This window comes from Anaerotignum sp. (assembly GCF_031981185.1).
GTDB lineage: Bacteria > Bacillota > Clostridia > Lachnospirales > Anaerotignaceae > Chakrabartyella.
The window spans coordinates 27,453-48,751 of record NZ_DALYUL010000021.1; the positions used below are offsets into that span (position 1 = coordinate 27,453).

The window sequence follows — 21,299 nt, forward strand, 5'->3', positions numbered from 1 at the left end:
GCTTTTAATTTGGCTGTCACTTTCCTCACCAGAAGCATAGAGCACTCGTTTACCGCCTTTTGCCAATTGGCCTGCCACCATTAGGGATAAGGTTGACTTACCACCCCCTGGAGGTGACGTGATAATTGATACAGAATCTCTAACTATCCCTCCACCCATTACTCGGTCAAACTCAGTAATACCAGTTAAAAGACGCTCATTCCCAATGATTTGAACCTCAGACAGCCGAGAAACCAATTGATTTGAGGAGCTTTTGGCCACAGTCCTTGCAAAAGCCTGTCCCTTTTGACTTTTTATCTCTTCTCGTTCTTCGAATGTATTCCATGCTCCACAACTGGTACATCTACCTGCCCATTTCGGACTTTTATATCCACATTCAGTACAAACAAATACTGTTTTTATCTTCATTTCTCCACTCCCAGCCACATTTCACTTTATAATTAGAAAAAAGTGGGCTGCATGCTCATACAGTCCACCTGACCAAACCCAATCTTTTCCACTTTTTTAAATAGTAGGGATAAAATTAGTGAATTTTTTTTCATATCAACTCTTATCATAGCCCTAAATTTTTAGGAAATGGGAAAGTCATAGCTACTTCGTTTATAATTTCATTCAGGCAAAAAAACGGCCTATAAGAAGTGGACTGTATATTTATACAGTCCACTTTCTTTATCAGCCTATCTTTTCAACCTTTACATAGGGCATATTATTTTGCAATTCAACACCAATGGTTACCTTGCCTGCCATATTTGTCTTAACTTTGCCCACGTTTACATCGTCAATCAAAATTTTATATTCGCTAGATGGTTCCATTTCCAAAGTCAACTGAACATCCTCGTGACCCTCTATCATGAAAAATGCACCTTTTTCATTTAATGAAAATTTATGTATGGTAGCGCCGGGCACTACCTCCATAAGCATTTTACCGTTTTTCTCCAGCTTTGTAATTTCATTGTATGTTTTAACCTTATAAAGATCGCCTTTTACTTCAAAATCCAAAACCTTTTTCTTTTCATCCATCAAATAATTGCCGAAGCTGATACTTCCATCTTCTTCCTGACGAATCAATTCCTCGATTACAGCCATTTCGCTACCTCCCAAAATATCACTTTCAAAGTATACTTTCGATAAAAAATCCGAAATATCGCCAAATTTCTCTCTTCATTTGGATTAGGTTGATTATAACACAAAACAAGACTTTGGTATATAGCTAAATTCATTATTTCAAAAGGAAAAACTTCAATTATTTTACAGTTCTAAAAGAGAATCCATTCGTCTTAACCCCAACAGAAACCTTACTACCTTTTTGAAAGTTTCCACTCAAAAATTCCTCTGCAAAAACATCTTCAATTTTCGTTTGCAGGGCTCGACGTAAAGGTCTTGCGCCATATGCTTTATCGTAGCCAACCTCTGCAATTTTTTCAATGGCTTTATCTGTAAAGGTTAACATAATATCCATATTTTCCGCAACTCTCTTCGTAAGTGTTTTTACCATAATCTTTACGATCTCAACAATATCCTCCTGTTCCAAAGGATGGAACACAATAATGTCGTCGATACGATTGATAAACTCCGGCTTAAAAATGTTTTTCACCTCGTCCATAACACCCTTTTTCATGGCCTCATAGCTTTGTTCCGCCGTTTCCACACTGGTAAAGCCCATTCTTTTCGGCGCGGCAATGCTTCTTGCTCCGGCGTTGGATGTCATAATAATAACCGTGTTTTTAAAATCCACCTTGCGACCCTGACCATCGGTGATATGTCCGTCGTCCAGCACCTGCAAAAGAACATTAAACACTTCTGGGGAAGCCTTTTCAATTTCATCAAAAAGTACTACTGAATAAGGGTTTCTGCGAACTTTCTCATAACCAACATATCCCGGAGGTGCGCCTACCATTCTGGCTACACTGTGCTTCTCCATATATTCAGACATATCAATGCGAATCATTGCGCTTTCATCGCCAAAAAGTGCCTGAGCCAAAGCTTTGGAAAGCTCTGTTTTACCCACGCCTGTTGGTCCTAAAAACAGGAAGGAGCCAATGGGTCTATTGGGATCTTTTAAACCGACACGGCCACGACGAATGGCTCTTGCCACTGCTTTTACCGCCTCATGCTGACCCACTACCCGTTCATGGAGTGTATCCTCAAGGGCAAGCAATCTTGCCGTTTCTTCTTCTTTTATGCTCTGTAAGGGAATTCCCGTCCAACGGGAAAGCACCTCTGCCACTTCCTCCGGTGTCACCGTATGGGCATTGATGTCGTTCTTTTGCTCCCAATCTTTTTGGGCTTCCTTCAATTGAGTACGCAAAGCATCCTGCTGTTTTTTAATCTCACATGCTTTTTCAAAATCTTCTGTTTTGATAGACTCCTCTTTCTCCTTCTCCATCTCTGCCAGCTTCTTTTGTAAATCCTTTACTTCTACGGGTGCTCCGTAGGTTTTCAGGCGCAACCGTGAAGCAGCTTCATCAATAAGATCGATTGCCTTATACGGCAAAAAACGGTCTGTCACATAACGCATAGAAAGCTTTACTGCTGCCTCTACCGCTTCATCAGTGATGGTTACCTTATGATGCACCTCATATCTATCCCGTAGGGCACGAAGCATATCAATGGCTGCCTGCTCCGTGGGTTCTTCCACCTTAACAGGTTGGAAACGGCGTTCAAAGGCCGCATCCTTTTCAATATATTTTCTGTACTCATCCAATGTGGTGGCACCAATCAGCTGTATTTCACCACGGGCAAGGGATGGCTTTAAAATGTTAGAAGCATCAATAGCCCCTTCTGCCGCTCCTGCGCCGATTATGGTATGAATTTCATCTACAAAAAGAATGATGTTACCATCTGCCCGAACCTCAGTCAAAGCCTTTTTCATTCTGTCTTCGAATTCACCACGGTATTTTGAACCCGCAATGACAGCGGACAAATCAAGGCTGATAATTTTCTTGTTTTTCAATACTTCTGGAATATTTCCATCCACAATTTTTTGTGCCAGACCTTCCACAATAGCGGTTTTTCCCACACCGGGATCTCCCACAAGACAAGGGTTATTTTTTGTTCTTCTGCTTAGAATTTGTATAATACGCTCAATTTCCAAGTCTCTGCCAACGATAGGGTCAAATTTATTGTTTTTCGCCATTTCCGTCAAATTACGGCTAAATTTATCCAGCGTCTCCGTTGCACTTTTTTCCTGGGTCTCCCCGTTTGTATTCATACCTCTAATGCTAGAGGTTTCATTTTCGCCGGCACCCAACATGCTCATTATATCAGCGTATACCTGCTGGCGGTTAACATTTAGCTCCATCAAAATTTTTGTTGCAATATTATCTTCTTCTCGTATCAAGGATATTAACATGTGTTCTGTGCCTACATAACCCATGCCCAATTTTACTGCTTCCTGAAGTCCGAATTCCACAACCCGTTTTGCTCTGGGTGTGTAATCCACGGGGACATAAAAGGTTCTATTGTGTTCATTTAACGTAACAATGCGATCCATAACCTGATGATAGGTTACCCCTTGTATTTCCAATGCTTTTGCTGCTACACTTTCTTGCACTAAAGTTAGCCCAAGTAAAATATGCTCTGTTCCAACGTACTTATTTCCCAATTTTAACGCAGCCTCTTGTGCTCTAGCCAAAACCTCTTGCGCTTTTTTCGTATATCTTCCTTCCATGTTCTTCACCTTCCTTAGCTTGTTAGCCATCAAAGCTTGTGATTGCTAATTGTATGTTTAAAATAAAAGAACTTTTCAGTTCTTTATTCTTTTTCTAAATATACTTAATTATACGAAGGAAATGATAAGAGGATACCTGAAATCTGTAGTATCTCAAAAGAAACTCTCAGTCAATTCACCCTCGCCATAATTTGATACACACATTATAATACACAAAATGAGAAAATGCAAAGCTTGTTTTATGAATTTCCATAAAAAAACTGAAAAATCCCGTCCTTAGGTATATCTACGAAAGACCAAGGCTGATTTGTTGCGGGATGAAACCCTTTTAAAGAATATGCCCATAGGGCGATTTCTGTGCGTCCTCTTTTTTGAAACTTGGGGTTATATTTTTTGTCTCCCCAAATTGGTGCTCCCCCATGTGCGGTCTGCACTCTAATTTGATGATGTCTGCCTGTTTCTAATTGGATTTCAACCAAACTTAAATTCTGATTTTCTTCCACCTTAGTTTGCAAAACTTTGTAATGCAAAACAGCCTTTTTCCCCATTTTGTCTTTGGGAGAGACCACCTCCGAAAGATTGGTTCGCATATTTTTTTTCAAATAATCGATTAATGTACCTTTCTCTTCTGGCAATTTACCCAATAAAACAGTATGATAACGTTTTTCCAAAATCCCTTCCTGCATCTGTTTTGCAAAAGCAGCTTCAGACTTTTTTGTTTTCGCAAAAACAAGAAGACCACCCACCGGTCTATCTAGGCGGTGTATTAAGCCCAGAGAGTGGCCGCAATGCTGTTCCAAAGCGGAAAGCAAATCCAAATCCCCCGTTTTATCAGCCTGTGTAGGCATGCCTTGGGGCTTTAGGGCAACCAGCATCTCCTCGTCCTCAAATATTATTTTCCAATCCATTGTTACACTTCCTTTAAAAGAATTCCACTCTTAGGTTGCAATGGCAAACAAATATGCCCCTTTTCCACCCTATAATCAACACTTTCCAAATGATATCCTTGCGCATCTGTCAAAATCAAGCGTTTCATCCTGCCTTTTTCTCTAACGCCAATTTGCCAAACAGGCACAAAAATTTCTTTCTTATTATCGCTGTTATTTAACACCACAACACAACGGTTTTGTTCCGTAAACCTTCCATAGCCTATGATGCCATATTCCCCAAATAATTGCTTTAAAGAACCAAATCGCAAAGCTTCATTTTCTTTTCGCAAAAGGATGCATGCTTTATGAAACGCAATTAATTCGTTATTTTCTCTGCCCCAAGGATAGGGTCTGCGGTTATCAGGGTCAGTCCAACCCGCAACACCCGCTTCATCACCATAATAGATGGTGGGAGCACCCAACCAAGTCATTTGCAATAGGACCGCTTCCCGCATCACAGAAAATTGAACACCTTGGGAAGCTCTTTCCGCACCATCATGCTCCAATCTTCCTAGTTGGCGGTTTGTTCTTGTTAAAAAACGGGAATGGTCATGGTTCGAAAGTTCATTCATTGCCGTAGTTAGAGCCTGAATGGGTAGCTTTGACATCTGATATATCATACTACCCCAAAAAACATCAGCATTATTATACAAATCATCTCTGGCATCTGTACTGTGCTTGGATACCCCTGTTAGAAACCAAGTCAACGGTTCCATAAAGGCATCATAATTCATAATGCTATCCCATTGGTCACCAAACAACCATGGTTTTGCATCTCCATAATGTTCTGCTAAAATTATGGCATTTGGGTTGGCTTTTTTCACAGTATTCCGGAATTCCTGCCAAAAAGTGTGGTTAAACTCCTCCGTACTTCCCAAATCTGCAGCCACATCCAGCCGCCAACCGTCTGCACAATAAGGTGGTGATACCCACTTTGCACCAATCTCCATAATTTTATTACGCAACTCCAAACAGCCTTCCACATTTAGCTTGGGGTGGTTTTCATACCCCCACCACCCCTCGTAGGCAGTCCCCTGCTGATTCCAAATAAAATACGGACGAAATGGACTGTTCTTATCCTGAAAGGCTCCCTTCATTTTATTGTTATAAATTCCCTCCCGATCCATCCATTTATGAAAAGCACCGCAATGATTAAACACGCCATCAAGGATTACTTTAATCCCTCTTTTATGAGCCTCTGCAACCAATGAGGCAAAAAGCAAATCACTTTTTTCCAAATTTGTTTCATTGGTAATACGAGTAATATATCTGGTTGCCTCGTGATTGGATTCCGAACCAAAGACCAATGCCCCTTCATCCACTTCAATTACACCTAGATGAGGATCAATATGTTCATAATCCTGAATATCATATTTATGATTACTGGGGGAAAGAAAGATTGGGTTTAAATAAATGGCATCAATGCCCAAACCTTCCAGATAGTCCATCTTTGTCAAAATGCCTTGTAAGTCCCCACCATAAAAATTACGAATGTCCTCTAATTCAGGATTTTCATACCAGTTTTCTACTTTCTTAACTGGTTTACCCAAGTACATATATTCATTACTCAGAATATCATTTTTTGCATCTCCATTAAAAAAGCGGTCGGGGAAAATTTGGTACATCACCGCTCCCTTTGCCCATTGAGGTGTATGATAGTTCCTCAGAATTTCAAACCAACCTTCCCTTTGATAGCTCTCGAATACGCCGTATTTAGTGTAATATAGGGTAAATCCTTCTCCCTCGATACTAAAATAATAGCGTTCCTTCTGATCAGATGGGGGAAATTCCACCTGATAAAATTCAAATACAAAGCTTGACCACATTTTTTTCATGGGAAAGCGCTCAGTTTCTGTACATAAATAAGGCTGCAACTGAAGATTTCTTCCTGTCCTCAAAGTAATGATAACTGTATCTTCCTCAGAAGGCTCTAACGGCACTCTATAATTCACGGTTTCATCACTGAAAATTGCTTGAGAACAAAAATAAGGGATATTTACTAACCAAGAAAAATCATCATAATTTGGCAAAAACCCACCACCTTTGTTTGAATTTATATGGCTCACCATAGCCAAAACGGATTTTCTTTGCGGTAATTATACCATAAACAAATGAAAATAAAAGTAAAAATATGATTCCCTTATTCATTCAAATTAAATCAGGAATATATTCTGATAGACTTGCTTATTTCTATGCATGGAAAAAAGAGCAGTCTGCCGATGACTGCTCTTCTTTCAAAAAGAGAAGGTATTTCTTATTGGGATTACGGATTTACCGCAATGTGAAAATATTGGGGAGTTTTCACATGCTCATTATATCATGTGGGACAAAAAATGTCTAGGAAAAAATAATAAATAATTAACAAAAATTAACTTGTAAAATCAGATAGCAATCTGACCAAGTTTTCCTCACCCAAAACATAGATTCCCTCTATGAGCTGTTGACGCTCTGGATTAGGTAACACTGAAATTGGAACTTTCGTCAGCTCCTTTAATCTCATCTTTTTATCAATATCTTCTGTAAAAACCGCCAAATAACCTTCGTACTCTTTTAAAACAAAGACTTCACTGCTTTTCCCCTCCACAGAGCACCGCAGTATTACCTTTTCAGGAGAAAAATAAACAATTTGCCACCCGTTATAAATACTTTGCATCTGTTGGCGGTTCATTCCTTCAAGAAAATCCGGAACAGGCTCAGTAACCTCTTTCGTAATTGCGTCCTTTGTATAGTAATATTGGTAAATTATTTTACCCTCTTTTTTCATGGTAACTTCTTTTTTTCCAACCAAAACGGTATGTTCCTGTATTGGAAGCTTTTGCTTTTCTTGTTCTTTCGCTGTTAAATAATAACCTAGCCCCAACGATAGAAAAAAGCCGGCAAGGGCCAGAAGTACAACTTTTTTCTTCATAATATCCACCTCGAAAAAAGTATGTACCCTTTTGGAAAATTTTATACAAAAATATCAAAAAACATTTTTCATGCATTTCACTCAATTTTTCAATTTATTCTTTTACAGCATTCTAAAATGCACAGGCACCCCATTTTCGTAGGTACAAGGCAGTTCCCCTTGGATCAACGGAAGTAAATAATCAACCATTTCTTGCTTAACATCATTCCCTTGCTCATTAATCCATTCCAGAGGAACAGTTTTCACTTGATTCGCAATTTTATGAATTTCCACAAATTCAATTTCAAATTGATATGGCTTGGTAGATGTTCTTTTGATTGCAGCCATTTTTCCACTTCCGCCTCCCATAGCATAGTCTGCCGCCGCCATGCCAAGAAGTCTGGATTCATAAATATCCGCTGCACTTGCCACGTGGGAAGCACAACGCTGCATCAAATTCAGCTCTACACTTCTGACCTTACACCCAATCTCTTGTCGAATGATTTCTTCTAAATATCTTGCTGCGCCTGCCAAAATTTTATGTCCAAAGGCATCTGTTGTCCTATCCAGAAGGCAATCGGTGATATACTCTCCCGATTCATTTTTAATCCCTTCACTTACTGCAATTACAACAGCATGCTTTTTCCCAAGCTTTTCTCTTACATCTCGTATAAATCCATCTACGGAAAACGGTTTTTCACAAAGATAAATTAAATCCGGTGCGCAATCCCCGTTGATTCTCCCCAGAACAGAGGAGGCCGTAAGCCAACCTGCATCTCGCCCCATTACTTCCACAATGGTTACAGCAGGTAACGCATACACATTGCAATCACAGGCAATTTCTGAAAAAGTGGTAGCAATATATTTCGCTGCTGAGCCAAACCCTGGACAATGATCTGTTTCCATCAGATCGTTATCAATTGTCTTGGGAGCGCCCATAATACAAATATCGTTAATCTTATGCAAACGGCAATATTCTGATAGTTTATGTACCGTATCCATGGAATCATTTCCGCCAATATAAATAAAATATCCAATATTATATTTTCTAAAAATAGAAATTATTTTTTCAAACTCAAAGGTGCTTTCCTCCCAATGAGAAAGCTTCATTCTACATGAGCCCAATGCCGAGGAGGGTGTTTGACATAACAGCTGTAAAGATTGTGGGTTAGAAAGTAGAGAATTCAGTTCAACCATTCGTTCAGCCAAAATTCCTATGATACCATTTTGCGCTCCATAAACCTTATCAATATTTTTATCAGCCAATCCCTTTTCAACCACACCGCATAAAGTGGCATTAATTGCTGCAGATGGGCCGCCCGATTGCGCGACCAGTAAATTTTTCATTGCTATCCGCCTTTCCAAAATTCATCTCATGTTTGATACTACAAGTATTATAGATTTTTTTACACGAAGAAACAATAAGTATTTAAACGATTCCCTCTGTTTCCAGATATTACACGTCGTTATTTCTGTATTTCCAAAATGCAATAAAAGGACTACTGCTCAAAAATGAACAGCCGCCCTTTCTATTACAATCACACAACCACTATACATATGCTAAAGGGGAATGATTTTTCTACAGTCACACATAAAAATTCCACTTAATGTACAATGATTTGTCTCAAAAGAATACATTTTTAATTTGCGCAGTATCATATATCTCGTCTAAATCATTCCTAAGTTGATAAATTCACTTAGACGAACAAAGACATTCCATGTAAATGCACAACATCTCTTATCCTAAAATTAACTTAATAAAAAATAATACACCGATAATAACGATAACTGGATTTAATTCTTTTTGTCTACCACTAAGCACCTTCAGCAATACATAAGAAATTACACCAAATACCAAACCTTCTGATATGCTATATGCAACAACCATCATCAAGATTGTCATGAATGCCGGAAAACCTTCTGTATAATCACTGAAATCAATTTCTCTAATATTTTCAACCATAAACAGACCAACTACTACCAAAGCAGGTGTTGTAGCAAAGGATGGAATTGTTGTTAAAATTGGAGAAAAAAACAATGCGACTAAAAATAATACACCAGTGGTAAAGGCGGTCATGCCCGTACGTCCGCCATCGGATACGCCGGAAGCACTTTCCACAAAGGTAGTAACTGTGGAAGTACCTAATGTTGCACCAATGGTTGTTGCACATGCATCAGCAAATAAAGCGCCTTTGATACGAGGCAATTTTCCATCTTTATCAACAAAACCAGCTTTTGTTGATACACCGATTAAGGTACCTAAGGTATCAAATAAGTCTACAAATAAGAACGCAAATACAACAGTTACAAAATCTAAAATATTTACACCTTGAAAACTCAGTTTCATGGCAATAGGTTCAATACTTGGAGGTGCAGAGATAAAACCTTGAGGAATTAAGGAATACATTCCCGCATCAATATCGACTACATAAATTCCAGTTAGCTGACAGATAATACCTAAAACCCAAGTTATAATAATTCCTATAAACAAAGCGCCTTTTACTTTTTTTACAACCAGCGCCAATGTAATAATTGTACCAATTAAAGACAATGCTACAGAAATATTTTTAATATCCCCTAACGCAACACAGACAGTACTGTTTGGAACAATAACACCTGCATTTTGCAATCCAATAAAAGCAATAAACATACCAATACCAACACTGGTTGCTTTTTTCATATTAGATGGAATTGCGTTAAATATGGCTTCTCTCACATTTACAGCAGAAAGTAAAATAAAAATAATACCCTCCACAAATACAGCTGTTAAAGCCACCTGCCAGCTGTAGCCATACTGGCCACAAACGGTAAAAGCAAAATAAGCATTCAGTCCCATCCCTGGAGCCAATGCAAAAGGATAGTTGGCAAAAAAAGCCATAAAAAATGTACCCAGTGCAGAAGCAAGACAGGTAGCAGTTAAAAGAGCACTGGCATCCATTCCAGATGCACTTAAAATACTAGGGTTAACCACTAATATATATGCCATTGTCATGAATGTAGTTAATCCTGCAAAAATTTCAGTTTTCATTGTAGTGTTATTCTGTTTCAGCTTAAAGCATTTTTCGAAAAAACCCATGTTTTTCCCTCCTTATAGTAGGTATGAATAAAAAAAGTAAAATTAAGACAATGACTTTAAGATGATAACAAAGTAAAGCTGACCTGTCAACGGTTTACAACTGTATATTCTACAAAGATTCCAAATAACAGGCAATATATTTCATAGTTTTTTTCTCTTGTCAATATTTGTGGCCTATGCTAATATAAATAGAGAATCTGCCGTCGGAATTTTTCGGCGGCTTTTCATTTCAAGAAACGGATGACATTGAAATTTGTATGGAGGTAAATGATGAACCACGAAATGATTATCGTATTAGACTTTGGCGGCCAATATAATCAGCTGATTGCGCGCCGTGTCAGAGAACATCATGTATATTGTGAAATCATGCCTTGGAATAAGCCTATAGAAGAAATCAAGGCAAAAAATCCTAAGGGCATCATTTTCACCGGTGGACCTAATAGTGTGTATGATGATAAATCCCCCCACTGTGATCCTGAAATTTTTGAGCTTGGAATTCCTGTTTTGGGAATTTGTTATGGTTGCCAATTGATGGCATATACCCTAGGGGGAAAAGTTGGGAATGCCCATGAAAAGAGTGAATACGGCAAAACAGAGGTTTCCTTTGACACAAGCAGTAAGCTGCTTAAGGGTATTGGTGATAAAGAAATTTGCTGGATGAGCCATACAGACTTCGTAACAGAAATGCCTGAAGGGTTCCGCATTGTAGGCAAAACTGCAACCTGCCCAGCCGCAGCCATTGAATGCCCTGAAAAAAACTTTTTCGGTGTACAGTTCCATCCTGAAGTAAACCATACACCCAGAGGTACCGATATGATTCACAACTTTTTATATGAAGTGTGCGGTTGTAGCGGCGATTGGACTATGACAAATTATATTGAGGATCAGATTAAAAAAATCCGTGCACAGGTTGGCAATGGTAACGCCCTTTGTGCCCTTTCAGGTGGCGTTGACTCCAGCGTAGTTGCAGCTTTGGTTTCTAAGGCAATCGGCAAACAGTTGACCTGCGTATTCGTTGATCATGGCTTAATGCGTAAAAACGAAGGTGATGAAGTAGAATCTGTATTTGACGGTTTCTTCGATTCTCATTTTGTACGTGCAAATGCACAAGATCGTTTCCTCAATAAGTTAAAGGGTATTACTGACCCAGAGGCAAAAAGAAAAATTATTGGGGAAGAATTTATCCGTGTTTTTGAAGATGAAGCGAAAAAAATCGGTAAAGTTAAATATTTGGTTCAGGGCACCATTTATCCTGACGTAATCGAAAGCGGTCTGGGTGATTCAGCCGTGATTAAGTCTCATCATAACGTTGGCGGGTTGCCCTCTGTTGTAGATTTTGAAGAATTGATCGAACCATTACGTCTCTTATTTAAGGATGAAGTGCGTCAGATGGGTATTGAGCTGGGCTTACCTGAAAACTTGGTATGGCGCCAACCTTTCCCTGGTCCCGGCTTAGGCATTCGTGTAATTGGCGAGGTGACTGAAGATAAATTGTCCATTTTAAGAGATGCCGATGCTATCTTCCGTGAGGAAATCGCAAGTGCAGGCTTAGACCGCAGCATTAATCAGTATTTTGCAGTAATTACAGATGTTCGTTCTGTTGGTGTAATGGGTGATTTCAGAACCTATGATTATACTTTAGCCCTTCGTGGTGTAACAACGACTGACTTTATGACGGCTGATTGGGCACGGATTCCCTATGACGTGTTGGATCGCATCAGCGTTCGTATTGTAAATGAAGTAAAGCACATTAACCGTATTGTATATGATATTACGTCCAAACCCCCCGCTACGATTGAGTGGGAATAACAAACAAAACGCCTTGGAATGCTGTTTTTACGGCATTTCCAAGGCTATTTTTTATCAATTCGTACTAAAAACGTACTATTCATCTAAATGATATAGCTTTTGTAGTTTTTCGGCTAAGTCTTTTTGTTTGTTTGGGTATAGGTGAGAATAAGTCCTAAGCGTAGTTTCAATGTTTTCATGTCCCAACCGCTCAGAGACTAACAGCGGAGAATATCCAAGTTCAATTAATAACGAAGCGTGAGAATGCCTTAAATCATGCACCCTAATCTTTTTCACTCCTGAAAGTTTGCACCCTCTTTTTATTTCGTGGGCAATATAAAACTTTGTCACTTCAAAAAGCCTTTCATTTGGTTCATAAGCATATTTTAGTTTTACATAATTTTGCACCAATTCAGCTATAAAGGGACTAATTGAAATAACCCGCTTCCCCTTTTTGGTCTTAGGGGTTAATATCAAATCTTCTGTGCTAAGTCTTGCATAATTCTTATTAATGCTTAACGTGAGGTTTTCAAAGTCAAAATCTTCTAAGGATAAAGCAAGCAATTCCCCCGAACGTATCCCAGTCCAGAATAGAAGTTCAAAAATCAACTTTGAAGCAGGTTTATCCTCTACGCAAGCAACAAACTTTCTAAACTCATCTATTGTCCAAAATTCCATGCTGTCTGCATGTTTTTGCCCCATACTCCCACAAATGCGCACAGGGTTATTTCTTAAGTTATAGTATTTTACAGCAAAATTAAAGATTGCCGAAAACTGATTATTTACAGTTTTCAAATACGTTTGACTATAATTTCTATTGTCATTTATCAATTGATTTTGCCAACGTCTAATATCCGCAGGCACAATAGCATTCAAAGGCATTTCACCAAAATAAGGGCTTATCTTGCTTTCTATCAAAAAGACTTTACCGCTGTATGTTGTTTGTTTTAGTCGGGTTTTACAGTCCTGCAAATAGATCTTTACGAAAGACTTAAACTGCATATCACAGGATCCCGCATACATTTTTACAAACTCTCTTTCATAGTCCTGCGCTTCTCTTTTCAGCTTAAACCCTTCTTTTTTCTTCTTTTTGCGGTTGCCCTGCCAATCCGTATAATAAAAACTAGTGTACCATGTTCCCTTTTCCTCGTTCTTGTAAACAGGCATAAAAATAAGACCTCCTAAATTTTGTGTATGCAAATAAAGCGGTCTATGTTATAATACTAATGCGACTTAGTGGTTATTTTTTGACCGCTTATAAAATCCTCTTGGTGTTCCTGCACCTGGGGGATTTTTTATTTTTTGTTAAATTGTTTAATCTCATTTTCGTAATGAGGTAGTTGCCTAGCTGGTTTCAAGTAATTGTTAATCCACGCATCTATAACAGGAAGAAGTTTATCATTCAAATCATTCTTTATATTATCAAGCGTATTTTCTTCAATTCCCCCTGCTGTTTTTTTTGCATTTACCGCAGATTCCAAAAAAATATTCAAAATAATACTTAATAAATAAATGTTATCCAAATCATTATATTTGATTGGTGGTTTCCCATTCCATACATGTGAATTTATTCTTTTGAATAAATTACCTAACATAATACAAAATCCTTGAATGACCTCGTCACTGTAATCATAAGTATTCATTGCTCTTAAGATATTGTCTGATTTTAACTTATCCGAAAAACCAAAGAAATTGAATAGGTCAGTATCTGATATATTAGTTTTACCCAAAAGGTATTCCATGGGGACACCACTACTTTTGCTTTCAATAAAAGCACGCATCGAATCAGTACCAGTATAAGACGGCCTATCTACATTATTTTGTTCATCTGGTTTCATGTCAGATATAAAGAAATAGCTTATTGGAATACTTAAAATTTCAGCTATTTTTTCTAAAGTCTCAAGTTTTGGTTTAAATTTATTTGCTTCATAACCCTGAATTGTGATGGTTGCTAGACCGGTTTTTTCAGCAAGGTCTTTTTGTGTAAAACCACGTTTTACTCTTATTTCTTTTAGTTTCTCCCCGAGCATGTTAAAACACCTCCATGATATTACATACATAATATCATGTTTTTTTGTACAAAGAAAGAAAATTTGTATTGACACATAGTTCAACTATGTGATTTAATGTAATCATAATAACACATAGTTAAACTATGTGCAACTATTTTTTAAAAAAGGAGTGAAAATATGCAACTTAATAAAACAAAAATTCAAATTAAAATGGCAAAAGAGTGCTTAAATGTCAATGATTTGTGCAAAAAATCAAAGATTGAAAAGCATACAGTTTATAGAATTATGAACGGTTCAAACTGTAAACCTGCCACAGTAGGGAAAATTGCGAAAGCTTTAAATTGCGATGTTTTGGAATTACTAGAAGACTAAGGGGGGTACATATGCAAAAACTAACAATGGATGAATGGGAAACGCATATTTGCATTGATGCTATTGAAGATTGCGCAATTATTGATACTTCCATTCCAAAAGATATTACTAAGTGCAGAAAGCAAGGATATGAAGTTGTACAGGAAAGATATTATGAAGACGGCAGTATTTGCGGTGTAATTTTCAAAGTGCCAAGACGCTGTATATCATTTAGGGGATTGCAAAAAAGAACTGTATCAAATGAGCAGAGACACAAAGCACGAGAGAACGCACTCAAGAATGGTTTGGGAAAGGTTTAACTTCCTTGCAAAATCAGTTTTCTATTCAAAGTCGATACTTTTATCGCCTAAAGATTGTATTCACACAAAAACGGGTTTTAAGGCTATTTTTTCTCACGTTTTGAAAACTATGAAAAAAGGAGACAAGCACATAAAAAACCTTACAAGCCAATACAGGACGGGGAACATTTGGAAACAACGAGGAACAACAAGGGAAATTTACTCGGCAGAAAGAGAAAAAGAAATATAAGAAAGTCTTTGTCCCGCTCCAAAGCGTAAACACTGTTACGGGCTCTTTCCTGCTCCGCTCCCGCCTGCCTACAAATGCTCAATTTTGAAAGTGCGTTTGTGGGCAGTAAAACCGCACGCTACGTCCCTATTATTGGATATAAAGACCTAAGGCTATTAATAACAATACCGAAGCTACAAAATAGCTTAACCCCCTACCCTAGTGGCTAGTTGGAAGAAATATAAGGTATATGCGTTTAATAGCCGAAAGAATTTTTACTTTTTATCTGAAGAACGGACAAGAACAAAACAATATCAGTCAATTTAAAACGGAAATTTGAAAGGAGTTACTCACATGGAAGTACATAACAGATTTATCAATGCAAAAGAACTAAGCGAAATTTTATCCCTTTCCACATCAATGGCGTACAAGATAATCAGTCAACTAAACAAAGAACTTCACGATGCGGGTTATCTCACCGTTGCGGGTAGAGTTCCGAGGGCATATTTTGAGAAACGCTTTTACAGTGGATCAGTTCGGTAGCCCCCTTTTGGTACGCTTTTTAAAAAGCCTTATATGGCTATATATAGTATATCTGTGCAGTTTCTGCACAAGCTGAACTCTAAAATAGGTGCTAGAAATGGCGTAACTTCGTTTTTCCTTGTGCAATTTCTGCACAGTGCAAAAGCGTTACTTGTGCAGTTTCTGCACCACCAGAGCCTTTTACATGTGCAGTTTCTGCACAGCCAAATGAAAATAGGGGGTGTAATTGTGTATGGGGAGAAAATCTAAAACCCCATTTAATCCTTGGGAAACAGCAAAAGAAAATGGTATAGAAGAAAGATATATTCGTAGCGGTAATTCTCAACTTTTACACCCTGTCTTTATCAGACTTTCTAATTCCGCAAAGGTAACTTATATGTATATGCGCCTAGAAAGCGGTGGAAAAATAGAATTTGAATTTCCAGCAAGTAAATATATTATTTTAATGAGCAAGCATACTTTTCTTAACGCAAAAGAAGAACTAATTAAAAATGGCTTTATTGAAGAACGGCAAAACAATAAGAACATAAGAAAGCCCAATATTTATAGGTTTTCAGCCAATTGGAGAAATTTAAAATAGAAAGGAATGCAGACATGGAGAAGCAAACACAAACGGAAGATAAAGCCCTTAAAGCTTCATATCGGTACTACATAACAAAAATTATAAATGAGATTGAGGATGTGCAAATGCTATGCAGTATTTTTTCATACACCAAAACCAAGGCAGATTTTCAATGCAAAATAAAAAAAGCCGTATTCTAAGAACCCCAACCAAAGGAAAAGAATACAGCTAAACGCTTTTTTTATTCTATCATGCATTGATATTAAAATCAAGTTAAATTCAACGGGGAACATTCGGGAACAGCGGGGAACATTGAGGAACATTTGGGACAAAAACGCCATAGAAATAGAAATTCTCTGTCCCACTTCATAGCGTAAACGCCACGAAAAGCACCTTCCCCGCTCCGCCAACGCCTGCTAAGATCTACCCTTAAAGTTTTTAATGACATCAATAAGCTAAAATTTATATTTCCACAAAGGGGTAATGCACTTTGTTAAGCATCAAATCAGAGATCCACAAAATAATAGATTCCCTAGAATGTGAAAAAACCTTATTTATTATTTATGACTTTTTAAAAGGTCTTTTCCGAAAATGAAAGGAGTTTATCACTTTGGAAAAAGCTAAAATTATACTAAAAATGCCATACGGTGAAACAAAAGAATACCAGATACACAAAAACAAACCCGCTTTTCTTTTTTTCAAGTCCATTGATGAATACCGCTTCAATACAGTTATCGAGTGCCTTGAAAAGAAAATTAATGGAGAATGGCAAGAATGGGATTTCTGGGATGAAATATCATATCACCAAACGCTTTCCCGCAATCCCTTATGGTCAGAGCAACGAAAGGCATTATACAATAAAATTCTATTTATCAAGGATGAACGGAAAATACAGCTAATTGCAAGCCTTGCAGATATTTTAATGACTACGCAAGAAATAAACAGCTACAAGGAATTTGCTAAAAATCTGGTAAACTAATACATATAATTCCAACACCAAAAGAGCCCGCTCCATTATGGAACAAGGCTCTTTTTCAAAACTTACTCAGGCTACTTAACAACGGGGCGTGTACTAGGGGATTCTATATGCAAGCGATACAAAAGCTTTTCATCCACTCACATTTTTTTAATTTCAGATGATAATTTCTCCTCAACTTGGTATCAAGAAAAATATAGAAGTTTGATATCTAACAAATCCTCTCTTAATGCTAAAGCTGCATCATAATCTCTACATAGTAATGTGCGTACGATCATAGATACACCTACCCACGATATCCTTAAGATTCCCATCACCAATATAACTAAAATTGAGTATTTGCATAATATTTCCCAACTAAGATTTCCTAAGTCATTGGAATACACTCCAGCGATAAAAGAAACTACAGGAAAAATTATTGCTTTTGAAAAATTAATAGCACCATTAATGAAATTTCTAAAAGGCTCTCTCTTATCAATGCGATCTGACAAACGTTTTATCAACTCGTCAATTTGAACTTCATTACAAAGATCTCTTGTTGCAATAGTGGTTTTTAGATACAGCATAGTTTTCCTAAGTCTATCTTCTTTTTTAATAAGGAATTGTCGATATTGTTTTACTGTTAATCGATCAATCCAATAAACTGCAATCCCTTCAGCAAGCATTATGAAAATTAGTATTATGTTTGAACGAGTTATGTAGTACAGACTAAATATAAGTACGGTTGCTAAAACAAACAGGATTAAACCCAGTACGAAAGACTTATCCTTAAAAAGAGATCTCCAATCAGCCCATGTCCAATCATAGATTTGCGCTCGATATGCTGATATTAATCTATCAACCATTACAACACCCCCACACATTTGACATAAATACCCTATTCAGAATTTAGTTATAAATCTAACTTTCCATTATGGTTCAATGTGTTACCCTCAATCTAGTTCTGCTATGTAAAAATATAGATTGTGATTTCTTAATTAATGAATACTGTTAACCTTTTCATATGTAGTTATGTCAACTTTTTTCACTATCAAGTCCATTATTTCTTGAAATTTAGGATTTTCAAATTTAAACTTAGTATATTTAAATAGTTGAATTCCTAATCTTCTAGCCAATTTATTGATTCTTTGTTCATCCTGTTTTGAATAGTAACCAAAATTCCAAGTTGCATCTGGCCATTTCTTTCGTATCTGTTCAAAATAGGTAAAATCTATGTTTCCTAATGACATACCATATACATTAATTCTTTCTGGCACTTCAGAAAAATGATTATAAAAAAAATATTCTGTTTCCAATTTGCACTGTTTTACATCTTTCTCAAGATTATTCATAAATCTTAATAAACACTCATATTCTAATTGCTTAGTCCTTTCCGACTGATATAAGCTTCGACTATCATATTCATTAATAACCCCTTCTATTTCTAACATTCTTTTTTTATTGACATGTCCAAAAATCAACTGATCTTCTTCATTGCCTGTACACTCACCATGAATATAGTAAATATTTTTAGGTTGAATTCCATAGATATTCTGCAACACATGTGTATAATTGAAAACCAAATATCGATCGCTATTCTTAAAACCAAATTTATAATATTCTTTATTTGTTTTTTTATAATTTTTAATTACTCCATAACTTTCTTTTAAATCGAGCGTTCTGGCAACCCATGCAATAAAATTTTTTCTTATGTCTACTACAATTTTATCATCATCCATCGGAATATCATAATCCTCAATTTCCAAGTTCAAATCATAGTCATACGAATCAATAATTACTGTTTCATCTACTATTCCTAATCGTTCCTCAAATTCTGTCCAAAACTGTTCTTCTACCCCATATTCAAAGTCTTCATAAGGGTAGCCTCTGCTCTCTGAATAATATCTAAAACGAAACCATTTTGACAGAGACATATATAAATCAGGATCATTTTCAATAAGATAGCATCCAAAGTAATAATATGAACTTGGTAGTCCGTGATATAAATCAAAACCATTTCCAATAATATTTAAATTCACAATTTAACTCCTTATTTTAATAACTTCTCATTATGTATAACTTCGTAAACCTTATGCCTAGTTCCCTGTGTAAACACAATGGGTAATATATCAGGCATCCATATGCTCAATCTGCCTCTGGTGCACAATCTCTACAGAAGCCAGACATCATATATTCATGTGGAACTTTACACCCACACATTGGACAAATATCACCATTACTATTAGAAACTGCACATTTATAACATAGCGGGTTTCCGAAATAATCAACGTAAGCACCATCTTGTGTACGTCCTAGCAAAGTACCACATTCACTGCAATACTCTAAATTTGGTTCCTCATGTAAAGTGTTTTCAATTTCTTTGCTGCCAATAATTGTGTCTTCATCCAAGCTAATATATTTATGACGTTTATCTTCGATAACATTAAAATTATTCATAGATAAATCATCTGCATCATTTTTTATATCACACTCTATTGCAACAATTATGGCTACCCTATGATTTTCAATAGCATGGATAAAGTTTTCAATTAAATATGTGTCTTCTTCCTTATCGTAATAAGAGGTATTTTCATCACGATAGGTGATATCTATTGAAATTTCAACATCAGCAACAATATTTGCAATGAATTTTCCGTTTGCTTCTTCAATATAGGATAGTTCGCAGCAGAGTTCATCTATATTCCCACTATCAATATTCCATTCTCCATAATAGCCTCTGTCAATATCAAAATCTGACAAATAATCTTTGATAATTTCATCAAAATCACCATCATCAATTTTATTGGATATAAACTCTGATATGTATGCGAGTTCTTCTTTAGTTTTATTATAATGTTTCAAAAAACCACTTAAAAATTCAAAGGTTATATAATTGTCGCTCCCTTCAAAAGCTTTTCTAAAACCTCCATCATTTGAGACTATGCAAACCCGACTTTGTGAATTTTCTTGAAATTGTTTAATAGCATTTATCATTATTGCATCTTTAAACTCATTTGGCTTTTTGCTTTCAAAGGGCAGATTTTGATTAAAATAATCAGCAAGCAGTTTCTCTGCATCCAACGGATTAAGAGAAATTTGTTCTACACCATCTAGACCAACAAATTCATCTAATTTATCTATTACAGAAGAAATAGCCTGATTTTCATCAAGAGTTTTTAGGTTATATATCGGATCTTCATTTAATACGGGCATGTCGTTTCTCAACGTACGATTATATTTTGTTACAGCAGCACTAATATCACCCTGTATATGATCCTTAACTTCACCTATTGTTGCGCTGGTATAAATCACAGATATTTCACCAGTGTTCACAAGTTTTTTTAACGTTCCAAAATTGCCACTATCAAAAATATACTTTGCACCAATATATGTATTTGTATCTAAATAAACTATCACTATCCAATCTCCTCCATACCAAGCATTAGTAATCTGGGTTTTTCTGTATTAATTATTATTAATCTAACATTTTTTCTTCCTTCAGTAACAATTATACACCTTTATACAATATATTCCAGCATTTTGCAATTTTTTTATATTGTATTTTATATGTCCCATTAAACTAACTCTTATAATATTGGAAAGTCAACCTAACACCAAAGAGCCCTTTCCGATTATCCAATGAACAAGTCTCTTTTCCAAATCTATAAAAACATACTCAATCTACTTAACAACAGGGTTTAATGCCCCAAGTTGTACACTTGAATATTTATATACATACTTAATTCCCTAAGCAAGGGCTACAATTGCCCCTAGTCGTTCTAATGAGCACATTTCATTTTTAAGGGCTGAGGTGCTAAATGCAATGCACTTAGCTATGACGTCCGAAACGAAGCCCTCATCCACAATTTTAATATACGTTATGCGATTTAAAAAATCAATATCAAATGTCTATCGAAGTGCAAAAATAGGGTGTACCCTAAGTTTACGTCTTTCCCCCACCCTTTTTCGGTAAAATTAAAGTTTATTTTCTAATTATT

General features: G+C 36.6%; 19 protein-coding genes. 6 read left to right on the forward strand and 13 right to left on the reverse strand.

Going from position 1 to position 21,299, the window contains the following annotated elements:
- The 8 genes from RTK36_RS12115 to RTK36_RS12150 form a co-directional block, all read right to left on the reverse strand.
- Positions 1 to 408: ATPase domain-containing protein (locus tag RTK36_RS12115; protein WP_312047510.1), on the reverse strand; the 408-nt coding region annotated here is incomplete at its 3' end.
- A 264-nt stretch (positions 409 to 672) separates the two neighbouring features.
- Positions 673 to 1,086 carry an endosialidase gene (locus tag RTK36_RS12120; protein ID WP_066049371.1) on the reverse strand — a complete coding sequence of 138 codons (414 nt, stop codon included), beginning with the start codon at positions 1,084 to 1,086 and terminating at the stop codon, positions 673 to 675.
- Positions 1,087 to 1,243: 157 nt separating this feature from the next.
- Positions 1,244 to 3,670 (reverse strand): ATP-dependent Clp protease ATP-binding subunit, encoded by a 2,427-nt coding sequence (locus tag RTK36_RS12125; RefSeq protein ID WP_312047511.1) that lies wholly within the window; start codon positions 3,668 to 3,670, stop codon positions 1,244 to 1,246.
- Between the two features lie 239 nt (positions 3,671 to 3,909).
- Positions 3,910 to 4,578, reverse strand: coding sequence for an RluA family pseudouridine synthase (locus RTK36_RS12130; RefSeq protein WP_312047512.1), 669 nt, complete (start codon positions 4,576 to 4,578; stop codon positions 3,910 to 3,912).
- A 2-nt stretch (positions 4,579 to 4,580) separates the two neighbouring features.
- Positions 4,581 to 6,629, reverse strand: coding sequence for a glycoside hydrolase family 13 protein (locus RTK36_RS12135; protein ID WP_312047513.1), 2,049 nt, complete (start codon positions 6,627 to 6,629; stop codon positions 4,581 to 4,583).
- 338 nt (positions 6,630 to 6,967) lie between these two features.
- Positions 6,968 to 7,507 carry a hypothetical protein gene (locus RTK36_RS12140; RefSeq protein ID WP_312047514.1) on the reverse strand — a complete coding sequence of 180 codons (540 nt, stop codon included), beginning with the start codon at positions 7,505 to 7,507 and terminating at the stop codon, positions 6,968 to 6,970.
- A gap of 102 nt (positions 7,508 to 7,609) precedes the next feature.
- Positions 7,610 to 8,833, reverse strand: coding sequence for a 6-phosphofructokinase (locus RTK36_RS12145; RefSeq protein WP_312047515.1), 1,224 nt, complete (start codon positions 8,831 to 8,833; stop codon positions 7,610 to 7,612).
- Between the two features lie 391 nt (positions 8,834 to 9,224).
- The gene (locus RTK36_RS12150) at positions 9,225 to 10,562 is read right to left on the reverse strand and encodes an NCS2 family permease (protein ID WP_312047516.1); all 1,338 of its coding nucleotides are present in this window, start codon (positions 10,560 to 10,562) and stop codon (positions 9,225 to 9,227) included.
- 270 nt (positions 10,563 to 10,832) lie between these two features.
- Between RTK36_RS12150 and guaA the strand changes: the two genes are divergently transcribed.
- Positions 10,833 to 12,371, forward strand: a complete 1,539-nt coding sequence (gene guaA / locus RTK36_RS12155; RefSeq protein WP_312047517.1) for a glutamine-hydrolyzing GMP synthase — start codon at positions 10,833 to 10,835, stop codon at positions 12,369 to 12,371.
- A 75-nt stretch (positions 12,372 to 12,446) separates the two neighbouring features.
- Here the strand turns inward: guaA and RTK36_RS12160 are convergent, their stop codons facing one another.
- Both RTK36_RS12160 and RTK36_RS12165 read right to left on the reverse strand, forming a co-directional pair.
- The gene (locus RTK36_RS12160; protein WP_312047518.1) at positions 12,447 to 13,517 is read right to left on the reverse strand and encodes a tyrosine-type recombinase/integrase; all 1,071 of its coding nucleotides are present in this window, start codon (positions 13,515 to 13,517) and stop codon (positions 12,447 to 12,449) included.
- A 128-nt stretch (positions 13,518 to 13,645) separates the two neighbouring features.
- A complete protein-coding gene (locus RTK36_RS12165; RefSeq protein WP_312047519.1) occupies positions 13,646 to 14,380 on the reverse strand; it encodes a helix-turn-helix domain-containing protein in 735 nt (244 codons plus the stop codon).
- Between the two features lie 159 nt (positions 14,381 to 14,539).
- Here RTK36_RS12165 and RTK36_RS12170 point away from each other — a divergent pair, with 159 nt between their 5' ends.
- The 5 genes from RTK36_RS12170 to RTK36_RS12190 all read left to right on the forward strand — a co-directional run bounded on the left by RTK36_RS12170 (position 14,540) and on the right by RTK36_RS12190 (position 17,325).
- Positions 14,540 to 14,734 carry a helix-turn-helix domain-containing protein gene (locus RTK36_RS12170; protein WP_312047520.1) on the forward strand — a complete coding sequence of 65 codons (195 nt, stop codon included), beginning with the start codon at positions 14,540 to 14,542 and terminating at the stop codon, positions 14,732 to 14,734.
- 11 nt (positions 14,735 to 14,745) lie between these two features.
- Entirely contained in the window at positions 14,746 to 15,033 is a 288-nt protein-coding gene (locus tag RTK36_RS12175; RefSeq protein WP_312047521.1) for a hypothetical protein, read from the forward strand.
- A 562-nt stretch (positions 15,034 to 15,595) separates the two neighbouring features.
- Positions 15,596 to 15,784 (forward strand): hypothetical protein, encoded by a 189-nt coding sequence (locus RTK36_RS12180; RefSeq protein ID WP_312047522.1) that lies wholly within the window; start codon positions 15,596 to 15,598, stop codon positions 15,782 to 15,784.
- Between the two features lie 232 nt (positions 15,785 to 16,016).
- A complete protein-coding gene (locus RTK36_RS12185) occupies positions 16,017 to 16,364 on the forward strand; it encodes a hypothetical protein (protein WP_312047523.1) in 348 nt (115 codons plus the stop codon).
- 592 nt (positions 16,365 to 16,956) lie between these two features.
- Complete coding sequence (locus tag RTK36_RS12190) at positions 16,957 to 17,325, forward strand: hypothetical protein (RefSeq protein ID WP_312047524.1); 369 nt, start codon at positions 16,957 to 16,959, stop codon at positions 17,323 to 17,325.
- A gap of 182 nt (positions 17,326 to 17,507) precedes the next feature.
- Here RTK36_RS12190 and RTK36_RS12195 read toward each other — a convergent pair whose 3' ends face one another.
- The 3 genes from RTK36_RS12195 to RTK36_RS12205 all read right to left on the reverse strand — a co-directional run bounded on the left by RTK36_RS12195 (position 17,508) and on the right by RTK36_RS12205 (position 20,718).
- Positions 17,508 to 18,167, reverse strand: coding sequence for a hypothetical protein (locus RTK36_RS12195; RefSeq protein ID WP_312047525.1), 660 nt, complete (start codon positions 18,165 to 18,167; stop codon positions 17,508 to 17,510).
- A 132-nt stretch (positions 18,168 to 18,299) separates the two neighbouring features.
- A complete protein-coding gene (locus tag RTK36_RS12200; protein WP_312047526.1) occupies positions 18,300 to 19,340 on the reverse strand; it encodes an AbiH family protein in 1,041 nt (346 codons plus the stop codon).
- 106 nt (positions 19,341 to 19,446) lie between these two features.
- A complete protein-coding gene (locus RTK36_RS12205) occupies positions 19,447 to 20,718 on the reverse strand; it encodes a PIN domain-containing protein (protein WP_312047527.1) in 1,272 nt (423 codons plus the stop codon).
- Between the last annotated feature and the right edge of the window lie 581 nt (positions 20,719 to 21,299).

What these genes read in the sequence shown, in the direction of transcription:
- RTK36_RS12120 (WP_066049371.1), bottom strand. Translation starts at nt 1,086, where the DNA reads ATGGCTGTAATCGAGGAATTGATTCGTCAGGAAGAAGATGGAAGTATC.
- RTK36_RS12125 (WP_312047511.1), bottom strand. Translation starts at nt 3,670, where the DNA reads ATGGAAGGAAGATATACGAAAAAAGCGCAAGAGGTTTTGGCTAGAGCA.
- RTK36_RS12130 (WP_312047512.1), bottom strand. Translation starts at nt 4,578, where the DNA reads ATGGATTGGAAAATAATATTTGAGGACGAGGAGATGCTGGTTGCCCTA.
- RTK36_RS12140 (WP_312047514.1), bottom strand. Translation starts at nt 7,507, where the DNA reads ATGAAGAAAAAAGTTGTACTTCTGGCCCTTGCCGGCTTTTTTCTATCG.
- RTK36_RS12145 (WP_312047515.1), bottom strand. Translation starts at nt 8,833, where the DNA reads ATGAAAAATTTACTGGTCGCGCAATCGGGCGGCCCATCTGCAGCAATT.
- RTK36_RS12150 (WP_312047516.1), bottom strand. Translation starts at nt 10,562, where the DNA reads ATGGGTTTTTTCGAAAAATGCTTTAAGCTGAAACAGAATAACACTACA.
- guaA (WP_312047517.1), top strand. Translation starts at nt 10,833, where the DNA reads ATGAACCACGAAATGATTATCGTATTAGACTTTGGCGGCCAATATAAT.
- RTK36_RS12160 (WP_312047518.1), bottom strand. Translation starts at nt 13,517, where the DNA reads ATGCCTGTTTACAAGAACGAGGAAAAGGGAACATGGTACACTAGTTTT.
- RTK36_RS12165 (WP_312047519.1), bottom strand. Translation starts at nt 14,380, where the DNA reads ATGCTCGGGGAGAAACTAAAAGAAATAAGAGTAAAACGTGGTTTTACA.
- RTK36_RS12170 (WP_312047520.1), top strand. Translation starts at nt 14,540, where the DNA reads ATGCAACTTAATAAAACAAAAATTCAAATTAAAATGGCAAAAGAGTGC.
- RTK36_RS12175 (WP_312047521.1), top strand. Translation starts at nt 14,746, where the DNA reads ATGCAAAAACTAACAATGGATGAATGGGAAACGCATATTTGCATTGAT.
- RTK36_RS12180 (WP_312047522.1), top strand. Translation starts at nt 15,596, where the DNA reads ATGGAAGTACATAACAGATTTATCAATGCAAAAGAACTAAGCGAAATT.
- RTK36_RS12185 (WP_312047523.1), top strand. Translation starts at nt 16,017, where the DNA reads ATGGGGAGAAAATCTAAAACCCCATTTAATCCTTGGGAAACAGCAAAA.
- RTK36_RS12195 (WP_312047525.1), bottom strand. Translation starts at nt 18,167, where the DNA reads ATGGTTGATAGATTAATATCAGCATATCGAGCGCAAATCTATGATTGG.